Origin of the sequence: Leucobacter viscericola (assembly GCF_011299575.1) — a bacterium.
Classification (GTDB): domain Bacteria; phylum Actinomycetota; class Actinomycetes; order Actinomycetales; family Microbacteriaceae; genus Leucobacter; species Leucobacter viscericola.
The window spans coordinates 1,257,492-1,276,753 of record NZ_CP049863.1 but is presented as its reverse complement, the minus strand read 5'-3'; the positions used below and the strand labels follow the sequence as shown (position 1 = coordinate 1,276,753).

Here is a 19,262-nt window from a genome sequence, read left to right as displayed (position 1 = left end):
TGGCTTCCGGGAGTTTTTTAGTTGTCTGGGCGAGGTCTGATTATTGGTATATTGATAATCATGTTCAAGTGGTGGAGGCGTGAGGAACAGTCGAGCCAAGATGTAGGCGAGGTTCGGCACTCCCACTCCCACTCCCACTCCCACTCCCACGAGTTACCAAAGGACCTGCCCGCGCTCAGCAAGCCCGTGAAAGTCGCGACCTTCGGACTCTTGGCCGCCGTTGCCCTCGCCACGATCGTCGGGCTAGTGGCTCTGTGGCCCGACGCGGATCAGGTAGCGAAGGCGGCAGAGCGCAGCGGATCCATAGGGCAGGCCGGCACCTACGAGCAGGGCGAGGTGCTCGACATTCAAGAGGGGTGCGTCGCGCTAGGTCGCAGTGAGGGAGGGAACGCGCCAGAGAGCCCACGTGATCGCTGCCTGACAATGATGGTCGGGGTGCACTCGGGTCCAGACAAGGGTCGCACCGTCGATGTGCCGGTGCGGGGTGCCCTCGCGTCCGCGGGCCTTCAAGTGGGAGATCGACTCGAACTGATCGCCTATTCGGTCGCGCCGAATCCGCAGCAGACCGCCGACGCGAGCAAAGACCAGGCGACGCAGAGCTACGAAGTGAGCGAAACCAACTACGGGGTCTCGGGTGTCTTTCGAGGGCTGCCGCTGCTGATCCTCGGACTGCTGTTCGCCGCGGTCGTGATTTGGGTTGGGCGACTGCGCGGGGCGCTGTCGCTGGTGGCGCTCGGGATCAGTGCGTTCCTGTTGCTCGCGTTTATCCTCCCCGCGCTGGTCTCGGGGCAGCCCGGTGTGCCCGTCGCGCTGGTGGGGGCGAGCGCCATCATGTTTGTGATTCTCTACTTTGTGCACGGGCCAAACATGCGCACGACAGCCGCGCTGATTGGTACGCTGTGCGGGATCCTGATCATGGCTCTTATCTCTTTGATCGCGGTGCACACCACCAGGCTCAGCGGCATTGGCGACGAGTCGTCTGGATTCCTCTCGGCCGTGGCCTCAGACATAGATTTTCGGGGGCTGCTCACCTGCGCGATTATTATTGCCGGGCTCGGGATCCTCAACGACGTCACCATCACCCAGTCCTCGGCCGTGTGGGAACTGCGCGCTGCGGCACCCGAGATGCCGCGGCGTGAGATCTTCGCAAGGGCCATGAGGATCGGCCGTGACCACATTGCCTCGACGGTCTACACGGTGTTCTTCTCGTACGTGGGTGCAGCGCTCAGTGTGCTGTTGTTGCTGTACCTCTACGACCGCCCGGTGCTCTCGCTGCTGACGCGCGAAGATATCGCGGTCGAGTTGGTGCGGACCTTCTGCGGGAGTATCGGGTTGATCCTCGCAGTGCCGATTACGACCTGGGTGGCGACGCTGTTTACGCCGCCTGGGGAAGAGGAACGGCACTTGCCGTGGGGTGAGCTGGTGTCTGACGAAGCCAAAACTCACCACCAAGAATGATGAATGTTGCTGTCATTGCGCCGAGGGCTCCATTGGGCTGGTTGCGGCGCGACATACCTTGCAGTGAACTGGGATTTTATTCTTGAGGTCATGCTATGTAACTCGGCACTCCCTCTCGATAGACTGAGAACGATTCTGCAGTTTCGTCGAGCGCAATACCTTTGGGGCGTTGGAGTGTTTGAATTGAGTGAGGTCGCGCACGGTCGCGAACTTGTCATGGTGTCTAATCGCCTGCCCGTAGATCGGGTTGTGCAGGCTGACGGCACAACCGACTGGGCGCCTTCGCCCGGTGGGCTGGTGACGGCGGTCGAACCGATCGTGCGGGAGCTCGGCTGCCTGTGGGTAGGTTGGGCCGGCAACGCAGATGAAGAGGTTGAACCCTTCGAGATCGGGTCTATGCGGCTGGCCCCGATCCCGCTCAGCAGCGAAGAACTTGAGACCTACTACGAGGGATTCTCGAACGGCACGCTCTGGCCGCTTTATCACGACGTTATCTCCCCTCCCGTCTACCACCGCACCTGGTGGGACTCATACCAGCGCGTCAACCGCCGCTTTGCCGAGAGGGTCGCGCATGAGGCGGCCCAGAACGCCGTCGTGTGGGTGCACGACTACCAGCTGCAGTTGGCGCCAGAGATGCTGCGTGAATTGCGCCCCGATCTCACCATCGCATTTTTTCTGCACATCCCGTTCCCGCCGCGCAGCCTGTTCGCCCAGCTGCCCTGGCGTCGCCAGATCGTGCGCGGACTGCTCGGCGCCGACGTCATCGGATTTCAGCGTGTGCAAGACGCCGTCAACTTTCGGCACGTCAGCGAACGCTACGCCGGTGCCCCCGCGCGCGGAAACACGATTGTGCTGCCAGAGGCGCCGGATCAACCGTCTCGATCCGTGCTTGCCCAGGAGTTTCCGATCTCCATTGACGCGGGTGGCTTTGAAGAGCTTGCGTCGCGCCCCGAGGTGCAGCAGCGAGCTCGCGAGATTCGCGAAGAGCTCGGGCAGGATCGTACGATCCTTCTCGGAGTTGACCGCCTCGATTACACGAAGGGCATCAGGCACCGGCTCAAGGCCTTCGAGGAATTGCTCGAGGACGGTGAGATCAGTGCCCATGACACCGTGCTCGTGCAGGTCGCGAGCCCGAGTCGCGAGCAGGTCGAGGCGTATCAGCAGCTGCGCGAAGAGGTCGAGGTGACGGCCGGGCACATCAACGGTGCTCACGGATCCATCGGGCACGCGCCACTCGTGTACCTGCACCAGAGCTACTCCCGCGAAGAGATGGCAGCGCTCTACCTTGCAGCCGACGTGATGGTGGTGACCCCGCTGCGAGACGGCATGAACCTTGTGGCAAAGGAGTACGTTGCGTGCCGGGCCGACGAGGGTGGGGCGCTCATCTTGAGCGAGTTCACCGGCGCGGCCGACGAGCTGCGCGCCGCGCTGCTGATCAACCCGCACGACATCGAGGCGCTGAAGGCTGCGATGTTGCGCGCAATCCACCTGCCCCGCGAGGAGCAGCGCCGTCGCATGCGCTCGCTGCGCAAAGCGGTCTACGACAATGACGTGGCCCACTGGGCGACGCAGTACCTCGAGGCGGTTTCGGCGGCGGCTGACGCACACGCGAAGCAAGCCGAGGGCGCGCGTGGTGGAGAGACCGCCGAGATCCCTGTTCCGGCTGAAGTGTTCGTGTCGAGCGCCCTGCGCGCGCGATTGCGGCGGCTGGCGACAGCCCCGACCCTGATCGTCGCGAGCGACTTCGACGGCACCCTCGCCCCAATCGTTGGGCGACCACAAGACGCTCGGATCGTTCCCCGCGCGCGCCACGCCCTTGAGGTGCTGCAGGAGTCACCCGATGTGCAGGTGATCCTGCTGACCGGGCGTTCTGTTGAGGGACTGCGCGTGACCGGTCTCGAATCGGACTCGTGGATACTGTCGGCCTCACACGGCGCAGAACTGACCGGGCTTGAGGCCGCGGCCGATTCGGGGTCACTGACGCCCGAAGAAGATGAGCGCCTCGGCAAGCTCTCCAGGCGCTTCGACAGGGTCTTTCGAGATGAGCTGGGCGTTCGGCTTGAACGGAAGCCCTACGGGATCGTGGTGCACACGCGCGAGGTTGCCGAGCCAGATCGCGCCTCTGAGCTGCTCGCTGCGGCGGTCGAGCTTGGTGCTGTGCCCGGGATCACGATGCGCGTGGGTAAACAGGTGCGGGAGTTCTCAGTGCGCAACACCGACAAGGGGAGTGCGCTGCAGATGATCCGCGAGATGCTGCCAGCTGCGCCCGTGCTGTTCCTCGGTGATGACGTGACCGACGAGGACGTGTTTGCGGTGCTCGGGCCTGACGACCTGGGCATCAAAGTAGGGGAGGGCACCTCGCTGGCGCGCGAGCGGGTTGCCGATCCAGAAGCCGCCGCTGCGGTGCTTGCGGTTCTCGCCGAGCTGCGCACGGGCATTGTGATTGGCTCGGAGGTCGCTACGGTTCACTGAGGGGTCGTGCTTGTGGCTCTCGGGACCGGGTGCCTGTGGTGTTTTCTGAGCGGGTCGGCCGGTGTTCACACCTCAGCCGGTTCGATCGGGAGAGCTTTCACCGGCTGACTTGCCAGTACCGGCCGACATACTGGCTACAAGCGGCTCGAATCAAACCCAGCAAACACCTCTTCCGTCGGCCCCTGCTCCACGATCCGCCCGTCGCGCATCACGAGCACCCGATCAGAAACCGTGCGTAGCGCAGCGAGGTCGTGCGAGACAAACACGATCGTGAGACCGCGCTCGCTCTGCAGTCGCCGCAGCAAATCCAGAACGCCGGCCTGCGTCGAGACATCGAGCGCCGACACCGGCTCGTCGCACACCAGCACGTCGGGGTCAGCGGCGAGCGCCCGCGCGATGGCCACCCGCTGCCGCTGGCCTCCCGAAAGCGTCGTTGGGCGGCGGCGCGCCAAAGCCGGATCAAGGTCAACCATGGTCAGTAACTCGGCAACCGAGGTGCCCGGCAGCCGGTTTGACGCCGCGATGATCCGCTCGACCCTCCACCGGGGGTCAAACGTTGCCAGCGGGTCCTGAGGAATAAGCCGCACCCGCGCCGCGGCGCGCTCGACCGTGCCCGCATCGAGTCGCTCGGCCCCCACGAGCACCCGCGCGAGTGTGGTCTTGCCTGCGCCGGACTCGCCGAGCACACCCACTGCCTCGCCTCGCCGCAGCCCGAAACTGACGTCATCGAGCGCAAGCGTCTGACCCTTGCCCAGCGCAAACTTGCGGGTGCCGCCGCTTACCGTGATGAGCGGTTCTCCCGGGGCGGGTGCGGGGTCAGGTTTCGGGCCGGACGGTGCCGCCGCCAGCAGTTGCTGGGTGACGGGGTGTTGCGGTTCGCTCAGGATCTGGAGCCTGTCACCAACCTCGACGATCTTGCCCCGATCGAGCACCGCGACGCGGTCGGCTACTTGCGCAACGCTTTGCAGATCGTGACTGATGAGCAGCAGAGCCGTGCCGCTCGCGCGAATCTCGGCGAAGAGATCGAGCACACGGGCCGCGGTGGTCGGGTCGAGTGCCGTGGTTGGTTCGTCGGCTATGAGGAGTCCCGGATCGCCCACGAGCGCGGACGCTATGAGCGCGCGCTGTCGCATACCCCCGGAGAGCTCGCCGGATCGCTGCCTTAGGTGCTGCGCAGCCCTCGTCAGGCCGGCCCGCTTCAGGGTTTCGAGCACCCGCGCTCGCCGCAGGCCGCGGCCCTGCCCGAACGCCCGCCGATCCCGAATCTCAAGCGCCTCGCCCACCTCGGCCTCGATGGTGCGCAGCGGATCGAGTGACTGCAGCGCGTCCTGCAGAATGAGTCCGACCTCGGACCCCCGAAGCGCCCGCCAGTCTCGCTGGGTCGCCTCGCGCATGTTGTGCCCCGCAACGAGGAGGTGCTCGGCCTGCACGCGCCATTGGGGATCCGCCTGGGTCAGTCCGAGTAGAGTTCGGGTGAGCACTGACTTGCCCGCGCCCGATTCACCGACGATGGCGAGGCACTCACCCGGCTCGACAGCGAAGCTGATCCCGCCGAGTATCTGACTGCCACCGTGCTGCACGCTGAGGCCGCGTACCTCTAAGACGCTCATGCGGTCCCCAACTTCGAGAGGCGACGACCCAGGGCCGTGAGTGCCGCAGCCGTGATGACGATCGCGAGTCCGGGGAACACCGTCATCCACCACGCAGTCGCGATGTAGGTGCGACCGGAGTTCAGCATCGCACCCCACTCGGGCGAGGGTGGCAGTGCCCCGAGACCAAGAAACCCGAGCGCCGATACCCACACGATCGCCTGCCCGACCCCGAGCGTTGCCGCCGACACGAGCGGCCACAGTGAGTTGGGGGCGATGTGCCGGGTGAACACTCGCAGTGGGCCAACACCGTCGAGTCGCGCCCACTCCACGTAGCCGCTCTGTGCGATGCCGCGCACCCGCGCTCGCAGCATGCGGGCGTAACCCGGGATCGTGGCCAGTCCAATCGCGAGGATCGATGCCGCGGGGCCACCACCAATGATCGTGATGAACAGTAGCGCCATGACCAGCGTCGGGAGCGCAAACAGCACCTCGAAGACCCTGCCGAGCGCGGAGTCGAGCAGCTTCGGGCCGAGACCCGCGACAAAGCCGAGGATCGCGCCGATGCCAACCCCGATGGCCGTGGCGGCGAGCCCGATGCCGAGCGAGGCCGCGGCGCCGTGGATGACGCGGGTGTAGAGGTCGCGGCCCGACTCGTCGGTGCCGAAAAGGTGTGCCATTGAGGGCGACTGTAGGGCGTTGGCGGGGTCGATGGCGAGCGGGTTGCCCGGGGCGAGGATCTGCGGTGCGCACACGGCGACGGCTGTGAAGGCCAGGATCGCGAGCGCTAGGTAGCTTGGCCAGCCGAGCCGGGCGAGTGACCGTTGGTTCTTCTGCGGCGAGCGCAGGTCGACTGCCGCGCTCACGCCACCACCGCCTTTGCGAGCCGCGGATCGATCACGTGCTCCAGGAGCGACGAGACGAGCATCACCACGACATAGAGCAGAGCGATCACCGTGACCACCCCGATTGCCACGGGCACATCGCGCACGGTTGCGGCTTCAAGCAGGAGTCGCCCGAGGCCGGGGCGCGCAAACAGCGCCTCAACCACGACCGCCCCACTCAGCAGCGAACCGTAGGCCCAACCCGAAAGCGCCACCCCGGGCAGAGCCGCGTGGCGCAGCGTGTGCCGAAAGAACACTCGTGCCTCGGAAGCCCCGCGGGAGCGCGCCGTCACCGCAAACGGGGCCGCATCTGCCTCGGCAAGTGACCCGTGCAGCACGTGCGCGAGGTACCCCGCGATGGGCACCGCCAGCGTGACAACCGGCAGCACAAGACCGGCCGGGCTCGAGCCCGAACTGGTGACCGGCAGCCACCCCAGCCCGTTTGCGAACACGAGTATCAGCACCGCCCCCAAAAAGAACTGCGGCACCACACTCGCCACCGTTTCGATGCCCGAGAGTGCCGAGCGCACAAGCCCACCGAAGCGACCCCGGGCCGTCGCCGCGATGAGCAACCCCGCGATTGCGAGCACCCACGCAAGCAGGAGTGCCAGCGTCGCGAGCAGCACGGTCGGCGGCACGTTCTCGGCGAGCAACTCAGAGACCGGCTGCTTGCGCGCATACGAGTCACCGAACTGCAGGGTCGCGATCCGCCACAGCTGCGCGAGGTACTGCACGACAAACGGCTGATCGAGGCCGTAACTCTGTGTCGCTCTCGCGACCGCCTCCGGCCCGGCCTGCGACCCGGGGCCGCCGAGGATCGCCTCGAGCGGATCACCCGTCGCCCGCAGTGCAAGGAACACGACGGTGGCGGTGATCCACACCACCAGCACCGCCGATCCCAATCGTGCGAGGACCGCCCTCACGGCAGTTAGCTCCCGAGTCGTGTGTTGATGAACGTTGGTGTTGCGACCGTGCCGAGTGTCGTGACGCCGGTGGCGCCCTTCACGAGGAAGTGGTTCTGCTGGTCGTAGAGCGGCAACACGGTGTAGCTCTCAAGGATGCGCTGCTGCGCGTCGGCGTAGAGCTTGGTGCGCTTGTCGGCGTCGAGAGTCGCGGACGCTTCGTCGAGCAGTGTGTCGATCTCGGGATCTGCAAGTTGCGCGTGGTTGGCGAAGTAGCCGGAGGGTGCGGGCACGATTCCGTCGGAGTGATACAGGATACGCAGCACGTCAGGGCCGACCTTCGTGTAAGGAGCGCTGACCGCCTCGTACTCGTTTTTGCCGAGGGCGCCGTACCAGGTGCTCAGGTCGACGGGATTGAGGATCACCTCAAAACCGACAGCGGCAGCATTCGCCTGGATCTGCTCGAACAGCGACTGCTCGGCCGCCACCGACTGGTTCGTGCTGACCGGGAAGCGCACGGTGAGTCGCTTGCCGTCTTTCATACGCACGCCGTCTTTGTCTTTTGCTGTCCAGCCGGCCTCGTCGAGTAGTTTCTCGGCAGTTTTGGGATTGGCTCTGAAGAGGGTGTTGTCGCTGATCGAGGTCGGCTCGGTGCTGGCGAGCAGCGAGTTCGAGCGGGTTGCCGTTTTGAGGTACAGCGACTTGATGCCGGGATCGGGGTTTGCCGCCCGAATGAAGGCTTCGCGCACCTTGATGTCGTCGAACGGGGCCTGGCCGGAGTTCAGCTCGATGCGGTTTGTGGATCCGGGGCGCGGCGCGTTGATGTGCTCAATGCCCGAACCGTCCTTCTCAGCAGCGACGATGGAGTCGGGCTGCGGGTTGTCGATCACCTGCACCTCGCCTGAGGTGAGTGCGGCGTAGCGGGTCGCCGCATCGGGAATGAAGCGCCAGTCGATGCGCTCGATGTGGGCCGCGCCCTTGTGGTCGGCCTCGGGGCCTGACGTTTTGTAGTCGTTGTTGCGTACCAGGGTGACCTGCTGCTGCGGGGTCCACTTTTCGACGGTGAAGGGGCCGGTGCCGATTGGATCGGCGCAGTTTTTCTCCATGCCGCGGGCGATGCCGGCGGGGGACTGGATCGCGGTCCACTGCTGGCTCAGCGATTCGAGCAGGGCCGAGTCGGGCTTGGAGAGGTGAAAGCGCACGTGGGTCGCGTCGACGGGCTCGACCTGCTTGATCTTCTCAACCGCGAGGTAGCCCGTTGAAGACTGAGTATCGGGATCCTGCAGGTGTTCGATGTTTGCCTTCACGGCCTCGGCGTCGAGTGGTGTGCCGTCGGTGAAGGTGACCTTGTCTTGCAGCGTGAAGTCCCAGGTGAGGCCGTCGTCGCTCGCCTTCCACTCGGTTGCGAGCCAGGGCTCGATTGTGCCGTCCGCGCTGCGGCCCACGAGCGGCTCAAGGTACTGCGTCGAGATGAGGGCCTGCGGGTAGTTGCCGCCGACATGCGGATCTAAGCAGGTGGGTTCTGCGTCCCCGGTTGCATAGACGAGAGTGCCACCGTCAGCTTGTTCGCTCGCGTTGGTGTCGCTCGCGCAAGAGCTGAGGGCGACCGCTGCCAGTGCGGCGACCGAGGTCATTGCGATGCCGTACAGCAGCGTAGGGCGAGGGGGAAAAGTGCGCGTCATGAACGAGGCTTCCTTGTTGTTGTATTGAGTTCAACAAGTACACCCTAGTGCATGACGTATGCCCGTGGGCACACCCGAGGAGAGCAGGGGTAAGGGGCAGTCGCTAAGCTGCTGCGTATGTCGAATCCACGCGGTCGCCCACACTCCTCCTCCCGTGAGGTACTCACGGACGCGGCGTGCGAGCTTTTTCTCGAGCAGGGGTACGAAGCCACCTCGGTGACCGAGATCGCACGACGAGCCGGAGTGAGTCGCTCCAGCTTCTTCAACTACTTCGACGGAAAAGCCGCGATCCTGTGGTTTGTGCTCGACGACCAAATCGACGCGCTCGTTGAGCGTCTCGCCGATCCCGAGCTCACGCTTGAGCAGGCGCTCGCCGCATTTGCCGACGGTGCGGCACCCGACTCTTTGGCGCTCGCAATCGTGGACGCCCGCAACATGGGGGTCGAAGACGAACTGCGCACGGGGCAGGCGCTGCGGCAATTGAGGATCGCCGACGCCGTCGCGGCCCGGCTTGAGCGTGAGGGTGAGGATCCGACTCGTGCGAGGATCGTCGCGGCCGGATACGCGGCTGCTCTGCTCGGTGCCGTGTGGCGCTGGTCAAACCTCGGCGCGGGTCGCCACGACCTTGCCCGAAAGGTCGAAGCCGCTCTGCGGATAGCCCGCGAGGTGATGGCCTAGCCCGCGACCTTTTCCACGGGGTGATCCTGGAAAGCGTTCTTCGGCACCACAAACAGCAGCGCCGCCGCCGCGACAAACGCGGAGATGCTGCAGACGAGCCACACGGTGAGGTAGCCGGAGAAGGATCCTGCGGTGCCACCCTCCGGGCCACCCGAAATGCCGTGGAGAAGCGCGAACCCAAAGATGGCAGATGCGACTGCGCCGCCGATGGTCTTCGTCGAGTTTGTGAGGCCGGTCGCAACACCCGTCTGTGTTGCCGGAGCCGCGGCTGCCGCGGCAGCGGGAAGGGCCGCGACAAGCGCCCCGGATCCAATGCCCGCAATCATGATGTTGAGGACCACCTGCAGGTACGTCGCGTGGAAGGGCACAAACAGGAGGTACCCAATGCCAACCAGGCACGCCGCGACAACAAGCGCGAGGCGCGGAGTGAGAAGCCTGGCCACCCGCGGGTAGAGCAGCGCTCCGATCACCATTGAGATCAGGTAGAAGCCGATGGCGAGCGAGGTCACAAAACCCGAGGTGCCGATCCCGTAGCCGTAGACTTCGGGATCCGTGCGCAAGAAGGTCGAGAGCGGAGCCTGCGCGCCGAGCACACTCATACCGAAGAGCGCGGCGGTCAGAAAGACCGGGGCGAGCGCTGGGGAACGGAACAGGCGCACGTCGATCAACGGGTCTGGGTGACGCAGCTCCCAGCGCGCGAACGGAATGACGAGGAGCAGGCCAAGAAGCACCACACCCCAGGCGATCGGATCGCCGGCGCCGTTCAATCGGAGTAGGCTGAGGCCACCCGTGAACGCGAGGATCGCGAGCGAGATAAGGCTCAGGCCGACGAAGTCGAGGCGGCCGCCAAGCTGATCGGGCGATTCTTTCACACCAAAGAGAATCACGAAGAAGCAGATCGTCACGAGGATGCCCGGCACAAACAGCACCGTCATGATCGGCAGAGTGTCGATCAACTGCCCGCCGAGAAGCGCACCCGTGATCGCGCCGAGTTCGAGAGCCGCCACCAAAATGCCGGCGGCGCGTGCGGTGACGAGTGAGCGGTCCTCCATATTGCGAGAGCGCGACCAGATCAGGGCAATCTCGAGGGGCAACCACACAACGTAGACCCCCTGCAGCGTCCAAGCGGCGAGAAACAGCGCGAAAGAGTTGGTGAACGGCAAAGCGAGTGTCGCGAGCGCGGTGATGGCGGTTGACCACAGCAGGATCCGCTTGTGCCCGACCATGTCTCCGAGTTTCGCGAGCGCGGGCACCACCAGTGCCGAGAGCATGAGCTGTGATCCCTCAAGCCAGTTCACGTCGGCATCGTGCACGTCGAGGTGGCGAGCGATGTTGCTCAGCATGGGCGTGTAGTAGCCCTGAATAAAGCCGCTCGTGAGCTCGACGAACGCGAGAAAGCCCACAACACCAACAAGTGCCCCAAGGGTGATCTTTTTCATGCTTAGCCTTCTTGGTCGTTCGCTACAGGTTCTCGATCAGTGTGCGGTGAAAAATCTCGCCGCGCTCAAGCTCGCTCATGGCCACGCGCTCGTCGACGCCGTGGATCGTTGCGCGCAGCTCGGCAGACATTGCGAGCGGGGCGAAACGGTACGTCGCCGGTGAGAAGCGGTGAAAGTGGCGTGAGTCGGTGGCGGCCATCATCACGTATGGAGTGGTGTGGGCCGTGGGGTGAGACCGTTTCACCGCCTCGGTGATGAGCGCGAACTGCTCGTTGTCGGTCGCTGATTCGGGGGAGGGCTCTCCCGCTTCCAGCACCGTGACGGTGACGCGGCGATCCTTAATGCGGCGGCGGATCCTGCGCACCGTACCCTGCACCGACTCACCGAGCGCGATCCTCAGATTGACGGTTGCGCTCGCCTGCGATGGCAGCACATTGGCGGCGGTGCCACCCGAGAGCATCGTGGGCGCCACGGTCGTGCGCACCATCGCCGCCGGTTCGCCGCCGAGCATCGTGAAGACGCGCGCGGTGAGCCAGGGTGAGCCCGCGAGCGCACGATAGAGCAGGCGGGCAGGCCCTCGGGATCGGGCGGCGAAGTCGGCCAGCATGCGCGTGACTGCCGCCGGGGTGCGCGCCGGAAACGTCTCGGGCGTGAGGCGCTGCACGGCTCTCGAGACCCGGCCCACCGCGGTGAGCATGGGTGGCGCGGACGCGTGACCGCCGTCGCCTCGCGCGCTCAGCTCGATCGTGGTTGCGCCCTTTTCGCCGACGCCGACCATGGCAGCAAGACCTCTGACCAGGGGGAGTGGCGCGTCAACCACTGCACCGCCCTCATCGAGCACGAGCCAGGGCGTGATCCCGCGATCCTCGAGTGTGTTTGCGATCGCTTCGGCCGCGTCACCGAATGTTTCTTCGTTGCCGCCGAACGAAAGGTAAACGTCGCGTGCGGGGGTGAATCCCGTTGCGAGCAGGTTCTCGACCGCCTCGAGTGTGACGAGCAGCGGACCCTTGTCGTCGAGAGCGCCGCGGCCGTGCACGTAGCCATTCGCGATGCGGCCCTCAAACGGCGGATGCTTCCAGGTGTCGGACTCGTCGATGGGCACAACGTCGAAGTGCGCCATGAGCACGGCAGGATCCTGCTGCGAGTCCGTGCCACGCCAGTGGAAGAGCAGGCCGAGATCGGTGATCCGCTCGCGTTCGAGCTGTGCGTGGGTGAGCGGGTACAGCTCTTCGAGCAGCGCGATGAACTGCTCAAACGGTTCTGCGCCGCGCTGCTCCATTTCGGCCGAAACCGTGGGTATCTGGATCATGCGCGAGAGGCGTTCGGCAGCCCCCTCGCGAGGGGTGATGTTGAGCGCGGGACTGGCTTCGCTGGCGGTCATGGAACTACCGTAGTGCCTTGTGGGACACGATGGGCCGACACGTCAACCGGTGTTCACGTGTCAGCCGGTCAAAACGGACGCTTTGTGGCCGGTAGGCCTGCCAGTACCGGCTGACATGTTGGCGAGTGGGCGTGAGCATCTCCATGGTTGTCCTACAGCTTCGCCGCAAGGCGCGTGCCCTGGTCGATCGCGCGTTTCGCGTCGAGCTCGGCCGCGACGTCAGCGCCCCCGATGAGGTGGGACTCGACTCCCATGTCGGCCAACTCGTCGTGGAGCGCGCGCAGCGGATCCTGACCCGTGCACAGCACAATCGTGTCGGCAGCGATGGTGTGATCCTGAACCTCGCCCTCGGCACCGACCGTCTGCACGTGCAGCCCCGCGTCGTCGATGCGCCTGTAGCTCACGCCCGGGATCATCTGCACGCCCCTGCGCGCGAGCCCCGTGCGGTGGATCCAGCCCGTCGTTTTGCCGAGGCCCGCCCCCACCTTTGAGGCCTTGCGCTGAAGCAGCGTGACCTGTCGGGGCGGTGCCACCTCAACAGGTTTGGTGATCCCGCCAGCGTTGGCATAGGTGGGGTCAACGCCCCAGTGCTCCAAGAACTCCGAAATGTCGAGCGGATCCTCATCCGCGGGTGCCGTCAGAAACTCCGCCACGTCGAAGCCGATCCCGCCCGCGCCCAGAATCGCGACGGTTGCTCCCACGGGCTTGCGATCCCGCAGCACCTCAAGATAGTTGACCACCGTGGGGTGGTTGAGCCCGGGGATGTCGGGCGTGCGCGGCGTGACACCCGCGGCGATGATCACCTCGTCGAACGAGCCAGCGTTGAGTTCCGCGGCGGTGACGCGGTGGCCGAGCCGCAGCTCGACACCGGTCTCTTCGAGCCGCTGCCCGAAGTACCGCAGCGTCTCGGCGAACTCGAACTTGCCTGGCACCTGCAGGGCGACGTTGAGCTGGCCGCCAATAATGGTGGCCGCCTCAAACAGGGTGACCCCGTGCCCTCGCGACGCAGCCGTTGTCGCGAACGCGAGCCCTGCGGGCCCGGCCCCGACGACGGCGATGCGCTTGCGCGATACCGTTGGTCCGATGACCAGCTCGGTCTCGTGTGCGGCCCGCGGATTCACGAGGCACGAGGTGATGCGCCCCGAGAACGTGTGGTCGAGGCAGGCCTGATTGCAGCCGATGCAGGTGTTGATGCGCTCTGGCGTGCCGGCAGCGGCCTTTGCGACAAACTCGGGGTCGGCCAGAAACGGCCGCGCGAGTGACACCATGTTGGCGTTGCCGTCTGCGAGGATCCGCTCGGCCGTGTCTGGGGTGTTGATCCTGTTCGTTGTGATGAGGGGTATCGAGACCTTGCCCATCAGCTGCTTCGTCACCCAGGTGAAGGCACCTCGCGGCACCGAGGTCGCGATTGTGGGTATCCGCGCCTCGTGCCAGCCGATGCCGGTGTTCAGCATGGTCGCGCCCGCGGCCTCGATCCTTTGACCGAGCTCAGTGACCTCGGCGAGTGTTGACCCCTCGGGCACCAGGTCGAGCATGGAGAGCCTGTAGATAATGATGAAGTTTGGCCCGACCGCCTCGCGCACGCGGCGCACGATCTCGATCGGAAAGCGCATGCGATTCTCGTACGAGCCGCCCCACTCGTCGTCGCGCTTGTTTGTGTGCCGCACGATGAACTCGTTAATGAGGTAACCCTCGGAGCCCATAATTTCGACGCCGTCGTAGCCCGCCTGCTGAGCGAGCGAAGCCGCGCGCACGTAGTCGGTAATGGTGCGCTCGATGTCTTCGGGGGAGAGCTCGCGCGGCACCAGAGGCGAGATCGGCGCCTTCACCGGACTGGGGGCGACAAGGCCCGGGTGTGCGGCGTAACGACCGGCGTGCAGAATCTGCAGCGCGATCCTGCCGCCCGCCCCGTGCACGGCCTCGGTGATCACGCGGTGCTCGTTGGCCTCAGCCTCGGTTGTCAGCATCGCGGCCCCGGGGGTGAGCTGCCCCTCTTCGTTCGGAGAGATGCCACCCGTCACGATGAGCGCGGCTCCGCCCGCCGCGCGCTCGCGATAGAAGGCGGCCATGCGCTCGAAACCACCCGGTATCTCTTCGAGTCCGAGGTGCATGGATCCCATGAGGATCCGGTTTGGAAGTGTTACGAAGCCCAGGTCGAGCGGAGTGAAAAGCTGCGGGTAAGTCTGCGCTGACATGGTTCCCTTGCTGGTTCGGGTCACGGTTGGTGATCCCGAACCTAGCGGGGAATCGCGGCGGCTGTCGAGCGCCTAGTGGTGAGCCTACAAAATCTCACCCGACGCCTCAATGCGCGGTGAACGCATCGTGGCCTTATGAACGCGCAAAAGGTCACGATGCGTTCACCGCATAAGGGTGAGGAGTGTTTAATGCCCGGGCGTGGAGGTTGAAGTGGGGGCTGCGCCAACGGCTGAACGATCGGCGGCCACCCGCTCGGCCTCGACAATCGGCGCCGGGGCACCGTGGTCGAGAGCCGTCATCATGGACTCGTCGAAGGGAGCGCGGCCCGCGAGCACCTCGACGAGTTGCTGTTTGTCGACACTCTTGGTCCAGGTGCCAACGAGCACGGTCGCGACGGCGTTGCCGGTGAAGTTGGTGAGCGCACGGGCCTCCGACATAAAGCGATCAATGCCGACGATCAGGCCGACGCCGTCCACGAGGTCGGGTCGGTGTGACTGCAGTCCACCAGCCAGCGTCGCGATCCCGGCTCCCGTGACACCGGCGGCGCCCTTCGACGCGATGATCATGAAGACAAGCAGCGAGATCTGTTCGCCGAGTTCCAGCGGCTTGCCCATGGCGGTTGCCACGAACAACGCGGCCATCGTCAGGTAGATCGCGGTGCCGTCGAGGTTGAAGGAATACCCGGTCGGCACGGTCACACCGACGACGGGCTTGGAGACCCCGAGGTGCTCCATCTTGGCGATGAGGCGCGGCAGGGCCGGCTCAGAAGACGAGGTCGAGAAGATGAGCAGGTACTCGCGGGCGAGGTACTTCATGAGGCGGAAGATGCTGACGCGAGACACGGTCCACAGCAGCGAGCCAAGCACCACCACGATAAACAGGATGCAGGTGATGTAGAAGGCGATCATGAGCGTTGCCATGCTCACGATGGCCTGGAAGCCAGTGGAGCCGACCACGGCCGCAATCGCGCCGAACGCGCCCACCGGGGCCACCCACATGATCATGGTGAGCAGGCGGAACACAAGCACCTGAATCTGGCCGATGGCGGTCAGGATCGGCTTACCAGCCTCGCCCATCTTCTGGAGGGCAAAGCCGGTCAGCAGCGCCACAAACAGGGTCTGCAGAATGTTGCCCGCCGTCAGTGAGGAGAGCAGGGAGGTCGGGATGATCCCCATGAGAAATGACTGCGTGCCGCTCTCAGCCGCGCCAGCGGTTGCCGGAGCGTCGTAGTGCATGTTGCTCAGGTCGAGGCCAGCACCCGGGTGGATGAGGTTACCAACGAACAGGCCGATCCCGAGCGCAAACGTCGACATGACCACAAAGTAGCCGAGCGCAAGACCGCCGACCTTACCGATGGTGGCGGCCTTTGCGACCGAGCCAACACCGAGGGCGATCGTGCAGAAGATGACGGGCGCGATCATCATCTTGATGAGGGCCACGAAGGCGTCGCCGAGCGGTTTGAGAGACTTCGCGAACTCCGGAACCGTGAGGCCAACGATCGCGCCACCGACGACCGCAATGATCACTGCGATGTAGAGATAGTGGGATCTGTCGATCCCTCTGCGCTTTTTGACGTTGCCTGCTGGCTGGATTGCGGGCGCTTGTGCCACGACGACTCCTTTGTGGGAATGGCTGGTTGCTGTTGTTAGTTTGCGGGTGCGCGGGTGCCAGGGACGTGTTGTGGTCATAGTGTTCGCAACGGGTGTGAGTTAGTTGAGGTGGCGGTGGCGATGACAGAATGAAGCAATGCGGGAATGGAGCGTTGCCACACGGTTTTTTATGGGAGTGTTATCGCTGACCCTGCTGGCTGTTGTGGCGCTCACGCTCGCGCTCTATCTGGACGCAACCAGGCAGGCGGTGCACACCGCACAGGAGCGCACCGCCTCACTCTCGGCGGCGCTCGCGGTTGATCCCTTTGTGATCGAGGCAGTGCAGGCCCCGCACCCGACTGAGCTGTTGCAGCCCTTCGCAGAGGCAGTCATGTCGGCGAGCAGCGTTGATTTTGTGACGTTCATGGACACCGACCGCACCCGCTACACGCACCGGTACAAGTCGGAGATCGGCGGCACCTTTGCGGGCCCCATCGACGAGGCACTCAAGCACGGTACGGTCAATCAAACGAATAATGGCCCGCTTGGGGTGACGATCCGCGGCATCACGCCAATCTATGGCGAGAGCGGCGCTGTTGTCGCGCTCGTTTCAACCGGGGTGACCGTTGAGCACAGCAACCTCTTATTGCTGCAACGAATCCCGCTCATTCTTGGGATCGCGGGCACGATGCTCGTGGCTGGCGCCATCATGGCGTTCGGGATCCGCCGCTATCTGCGGCGTGTGACCTTCGGGCGTGGACCCGAGCAGATCGGCCAAATGTACGCCTTCTACGACGCAGTGTTGCACACCGTTGATGATGGCATGCTGCTGCTCGGGCGCAGTGGTGATCTGGTGCTGTACAACGATCGAGCGCGAGAGCTACTGGGCTCTGCGCTGCGCGTCTCTCAGGTTGCTACCAAAGCCAGATCGCGCAGGCGTGCGCCGGTAGGGGAGTTGCCCGTCGAGCTGCGTGAGGTGCTTGCGAGCGGTGAAACCGTTGAGGACGAGGTCGTCACACTCGGCGACCGGGTGCTGCTCGTGAGTCACCGGCCGGTTGTTGGTGACGAGTCGACCGGCGGCTCGGCCCGCTCGCTTGGCACGCTGGTTGTGCTGCGGGATCGCACGGAACTCTTGAAGCTCACCTCTGAGCTGGACTCGCTGCACACGATGTCGGATGCCCTCCGCTCGCAAACGCACGAGCATGCCAACCGTCTGCACACGATGGTGACGCTGTTCGAACTCGGGCGGGGCGAGGAAGCGGTTCGATTCGCGGCTGCTGATGTGAAGGTGGATCAAGAGCTCACCGATCGGGTGCTGGAATCCATCGATGAGCCCGTGCTCGCCGCGTTGCTGCTTGGCAAGAGCGCTCAGGCCTCTGAGAGGGGAATTGAGCTCAGCATTGTTGCGGATGGCCGCATTGCCGCCGGGAGTTTTGATGTGCAGGACGCGGTGACGATCCTCGGCAACCTCATCGACAACGCGATGGATGCGGCGGGTGAGCAAGAGATGGCCGAGCGCCGCTGGGTCGAGATTGAGATGCTCGCGTCACCCGAAGAACTTGTAGTGAGAGTCACCGATGGTGGGGCCGGGTTGGGTGGCGTCGCGCCTGAACAGGTGCTGCGGCGCGGATACACCAAAAAGAGTGACGGGAGCGGGGGCGCGTCTGTTCGGGGCGTCGGTCTCGCGCTTGTGCACCAGGCAGTGCGCCGTTCCGGGGGAACACTGCAGCTGGAGGACGGGGTAGCTGCCAATGAGGGCGCCCGATTTACCGTTGTGCTGCCCACCAGTGCAGCCGATCTTGTCGAGGATGACATGAGTAGTGAACGAAGGGATCAACGCTGATGCGAACACTGCGCGTACTGATTGTTGAAGATGAAGCGATGACCGCCGAAGCGCACGCGGCCTATGTTGGGCGCGTCGAAGGTTTTGAGGTTGCAGGCATCGCGGGCTCGGGGGCGGAGGCCCTCAGATTGCTCGCTCCCGGAGCTGGTGCGGACGTCGACGTTGTGTTGCTCGACATGAATCTGCCTGACTTTAACGGGATGGAACTTGCGCGCCGCATTCGGGCCGCTTCGCTTCGAGTTGACATCATCGCGGTCACGGCCGTGCGCGAGCTCGAGACCGTGCGCGAGGCGATCTCGTTTGGTGTTGTGCAGTACATTCTGAAGCCGTTTAGCTTTGTGATGTTTGCTGACAAGCTCGCGAGCTATCGTCGTTTTGCTGCCGAGCTGAGCGGCGACTCGTTAGAAACCGGATCGCAGCAGTCGGTGCTGCAGGGTGACATCGACGCGGCCCTGTCGGGGCTTCGCGGGACTGCCGGTGGTGATCTGCCGAAGGGGCTCTCGCCAGAGACGCTCGGTGCCGTGGTCGGTTACCTGCAGTCAGTTGAGGCTGCGGTCTCTGCCGGAGAACTAACCGAGGGGCTCGGGATCTCGCGCATTACCGCACGACGCTACCTGGAGTACCTCACCAGCACGCGTCAGGTTTCGCGGGAGCCGCGCTACGGCACCCCTGGTCGCCCCGAGCTTGAGTACCGCTGGACGCCCTCGACCCTGCAGTGACGGACGTACCCCTCCCGGCCCGCCCTCCCGCCCTTGCCAAATGGGGGTCAGTTTCTGGCACTAAGGCCGGGTTTTCTACCAGAAACTGACCCGAACTTTGGGGGTGCAGGGTAAGCCTGGGGTAGAGAAAACAAAAGAGGGGGTGGGGCCGAAGCCCCACCCCCTCTTTCACATCTGCGACTTAGAGAGCGCGGATGTTGGTTGCCTGCAGGCCCTTCTGGCCCTGCTCGACATCAAATTCTACGCGCTGCTCTTCGAACAGGTCGCGGCGGCCGTTGCCAGCAATCGCGCTGAAGTGCGCGAAAACGTCGGCTGAGCCATCATCGGGGGCGATGAATCCAAAGCCCTTTTCGGAGTTGAACCATTTCACAGTGCCAGTGGCCATCTGTATTTCCTTCGTGTTGCTGACCGCGATGCGGTCTTTGTGTGC

The 19,262-nt window shown here is 64.7% G+C and carries 14 protein-coding genes; 5 read left to right on the top strand and 9 right to left on the bottom strand.

Features of this window, described 5'->3' with window-relative positions:
* Positions 1–60 precede the first annotated feature (60 nt).
* Positions 61–1,458: a YibE/F family protein gene (locus G7068_RS05855; RefSeq protein WP_166290171.1), complete on the top strand. Its 1,398-nt coding sequence runs from the start codon at positions 61–63 to the stop codon at positions 1,456–1,458.
* Between the two features lie 174 nt (positions 1,459–1,632).
* Entirely contained in the window at positions 1,633–3,930 is a 2,298-nt protein-coding gene (locus G7068_RS05850; RefSeq protein WP_341873766.1) for a bifunctional alpha,alpha-trehalose-phosphate synthase (UDP-forming)/trehalose-phosphatase, read from the top strand.
* Between the two features lie 134 nt (positions 3,931–4,064).
* Here G7068_RS05850 and G7068_RS05845 read toward each other — a convergent pair whose 3' ends face one another.
* The 4 genes from G7068_RS05845 to G7068_RS05830 are packed head-to-tail and all read right to left on the bottom strand — an operon-like array spanning position 4,065 to position 8,987.
* On the bottom strand, positions 4,065–5,540 hold the full coding sequence (locus tag G7068_RS05845; protein WP_166290169.1) for an ATP-binding cassette domain-containing protein: 1,476 nt from the start codon (positions 5,538–5,540) through the stop codon (positions 4,065–4,067).
* Entirely contained in the window at positions 5,537–6,385 is an 849-nt protein-coding gene (locus G7068_RS05840) for an ABC transporter permease (protein WP_244304724.1), read from the bottom strand. Before G7068_RS05840 ends, G7068_RS05845 begins: the two co-directional genes overlap by 4 nt.
* Entirely contained in the window at positions 6,382–7,326 is a 945-nt protein-coding gene (locus G7068_RS05835; protein WP_166290167.1) for an ABC transporter permease, read from the bottom strand. Before G7068_RS05835 ends, G7068_RS05840 begins: the two co-directional genes overlap by 4 nt.
* A gap of 5 nt (positions 7,327–7,331) precedes the next feature.
* On the bottom strand, positions 7,332–8,987 hold the full coding sequence (locus tag G7068_RS05830; RefSeq protein WP_166290165.1) for an ABC transporter substrate-binding protein: 1,656 nt from the start codon (positions 8,985–8,987) through the stop codon (positions 7,332–7,334).
* A 117-nt stretch (positions 8,988–9,104) separates the two neighbouring features.
* Here G7068_RS05830 and G7068_RS05825 point away from each other — a divergent pair, with 117 nt between their 5' ends.
* Positions 9,105–9,665, top strand: a complete 561-nt coding sequence (locus tag G7068_RS05825; protein WP_166290163.1) for a TetR/AcrR family transcriptional regulator — start codon at positions 9,105–9,107, stop codon at positions 9,663–9,665.
* Here G7068_RS05825 and G7068_RS05820 read toward each other — a convergent pair.
* The 4 genes from G7068_RS05820 to G7068_RS05805 all read right to left on the bottom strand — a co-directional run bounded on the left by G7068_RS05820 (position 9,662) and on the right by G7068_RS05805 (position 16,291).
* Positions 9,662–11,104: an MFS transporter gene (locus tag G7068_RS05820; RefSeq protein ID WP_166290161.1), complete on the bottom strand. Its 1,443-nt coding sequence runs from the start codon at positions 11,102–11,104 to the stop codon at positions 9,662–9,664. The genes G7068_RS05825 and G7068_RS05820 overlap by 4 nt on opposite strands.
* 22 nt (positions 11,105–11,126) lie before the next feature.
* Positions 11,127–12,485 (bottom strand): M20/M25/M40 family metallo-hydrolase, encoded by a 1,359-nt coding sequence (locus G7068_RS05815; RefSeq protein WP_166290159.1) that lies wholly within the window; start codon positions 12,483–12,485, stop codon positions 11,127–11,129.
* Between the two features lie 152 nt (positions 12,486–12,637).
* Entirely contained in the window at positions 12,638–14,680 is a 2,043-nt protein-coding gene (locus G7068_RS05810; RefSeq protein ID WP_166290157.1) for an oxidoreductase, read from the bottom strand.
* Between the two features lie 186 nt (positions 14,681–14,866).
* Positions 14,867–16,291: a cation:dicarboxylate symporter family transporter gene (locus G7068_RS05805; RefSeq protein ID WP_244304722.1), complete on the bottom strand. Its 1,425-nt coding sequence runs from the start codon at positions 16,289–16,291 to the stop codon at positions 14,867–14,869.
* A 136-nt stretch (positions 16,292–16,427) separates the two neighbouring features.
* Between G7068_RS05805 and G7068_RS05800 the strand changes: the two genes are divergently transcribed.
* Positions 16,428–18,113, top strand: coding sequence for a sensor histidine kinase (locus tag G7068_RS05800; protein ID WP_166290153.1), 1,686 nt, complete (start codon positions 16,428–16,430; stop codon positions 18,111–18,113).
* Entirely contained in the window at positions 18,113–18,832 is a 720-nt protein-coding gene (locus tag G7068_RS05795) for a response regulator (protein ID WP_166290151.1), read from the top strand. The genes G7068_RS05800 and G7068_RS05795 overlap by 1 nt, the downstream gene beginning before the upstream one ends.
* A gap of 181 nt (positions 18,833–19,013) precedes the next feature.
* Here the strand turns inward: G7068_RS05795 and G7068_RS05790 are convergent, their stop codons facing one another.
* Positions 19,014–19,217 carry a cold-shock protein gene (locus G7068_RS05790; protein ID WP_166290149.1) on the bottom strand — a complete coding sequence of 68 codons (204 nt, stop codon included), beginning with the start codon at positions 19,215–19,217 and terminating at the stop codon, positions 19,014–19,016.
* Positions 19,218–19,262: the final 45 nt, after the last annotated feature.

What these genes read in the sequence shown, in the direction of transcription:
- G7068_RS05855 (WP_166290171.1), top strand. Translation starts at nt 61, where the DNA reads ATGTTCAAGTGGTGGAGGCGTGAGGAACAGTCGAGCCAAGATGTAGGC.
- G7068_RS05825 (WP_166290163.1), top strand. Translation starts at nt 9,105, where the DNA reads ATGTCGAATCCACGCGGTCGCCCACACTCCTCCTCCCGTGAGGTACTC.
- G7068_RS05830 (WP_166290165.1), bottom strand. Translation starts at nt 8,987, where the DNA reads ATGACGCGCACTTTTCCCCCTCGCCCTACGCTGCTGTACGGCATCGCA.
- G7068_RS05795 (WP_166290151.1), top strand. Translation starts at nt 18,113, where the DNA reads ATGCGAACACTGCGCGTACTGATTGTTGAAGATGAAGCGATGACCGCC.
- G7068_RS05800 (WP_166290153.1), top strand. Translation starts at nt 16,428, where the DNA reads ATGCGGGAATGGAGCGTTGCCACACGGTTTTTTATGGGAGTGTTATCG.
- G7068_RS05845 (WP_166290169.1), bottom strand. Translation starts at nt 5,540, where the DNA reads ATGAGCGTCTTAGAGGTACGCGGCCTCAGCGTGCAGCACGGTGGCAGT.
- G7068_RS05790 (WP_166290149.1), bottom strand. Translation starts at nt 19,217, where the DNA reads ATGGCCACTGGCACTGTGAAATGGTTCAACTCCGAAAAGGGCTTTGGA.
- G7068_RS05815 (WP_166290159.1), bottom strand. Translation starts at nt 12,485, where the DNA reads ATGACCGCCAGCGAAGCCAGTCCCGCGCTCAACATCACCCCTCGCGAG.
- G7068_RS05820 (WP_166290161.1), bottom strand. Translation starts at nt 11,104, where the DNA reads ATGAAAAAGATCACCCTTGGGGCACTTGTTGGTGTTGTGGGCTTTCTC.
- G7068_RS05810 (WP_166290157.1), bottom strand. Translation starts at nt 14,680, where the DNA reads ATGTCAGCGCAGACTTACCCGCAGCTTTTCACTCCGCTCGACCTGGGC.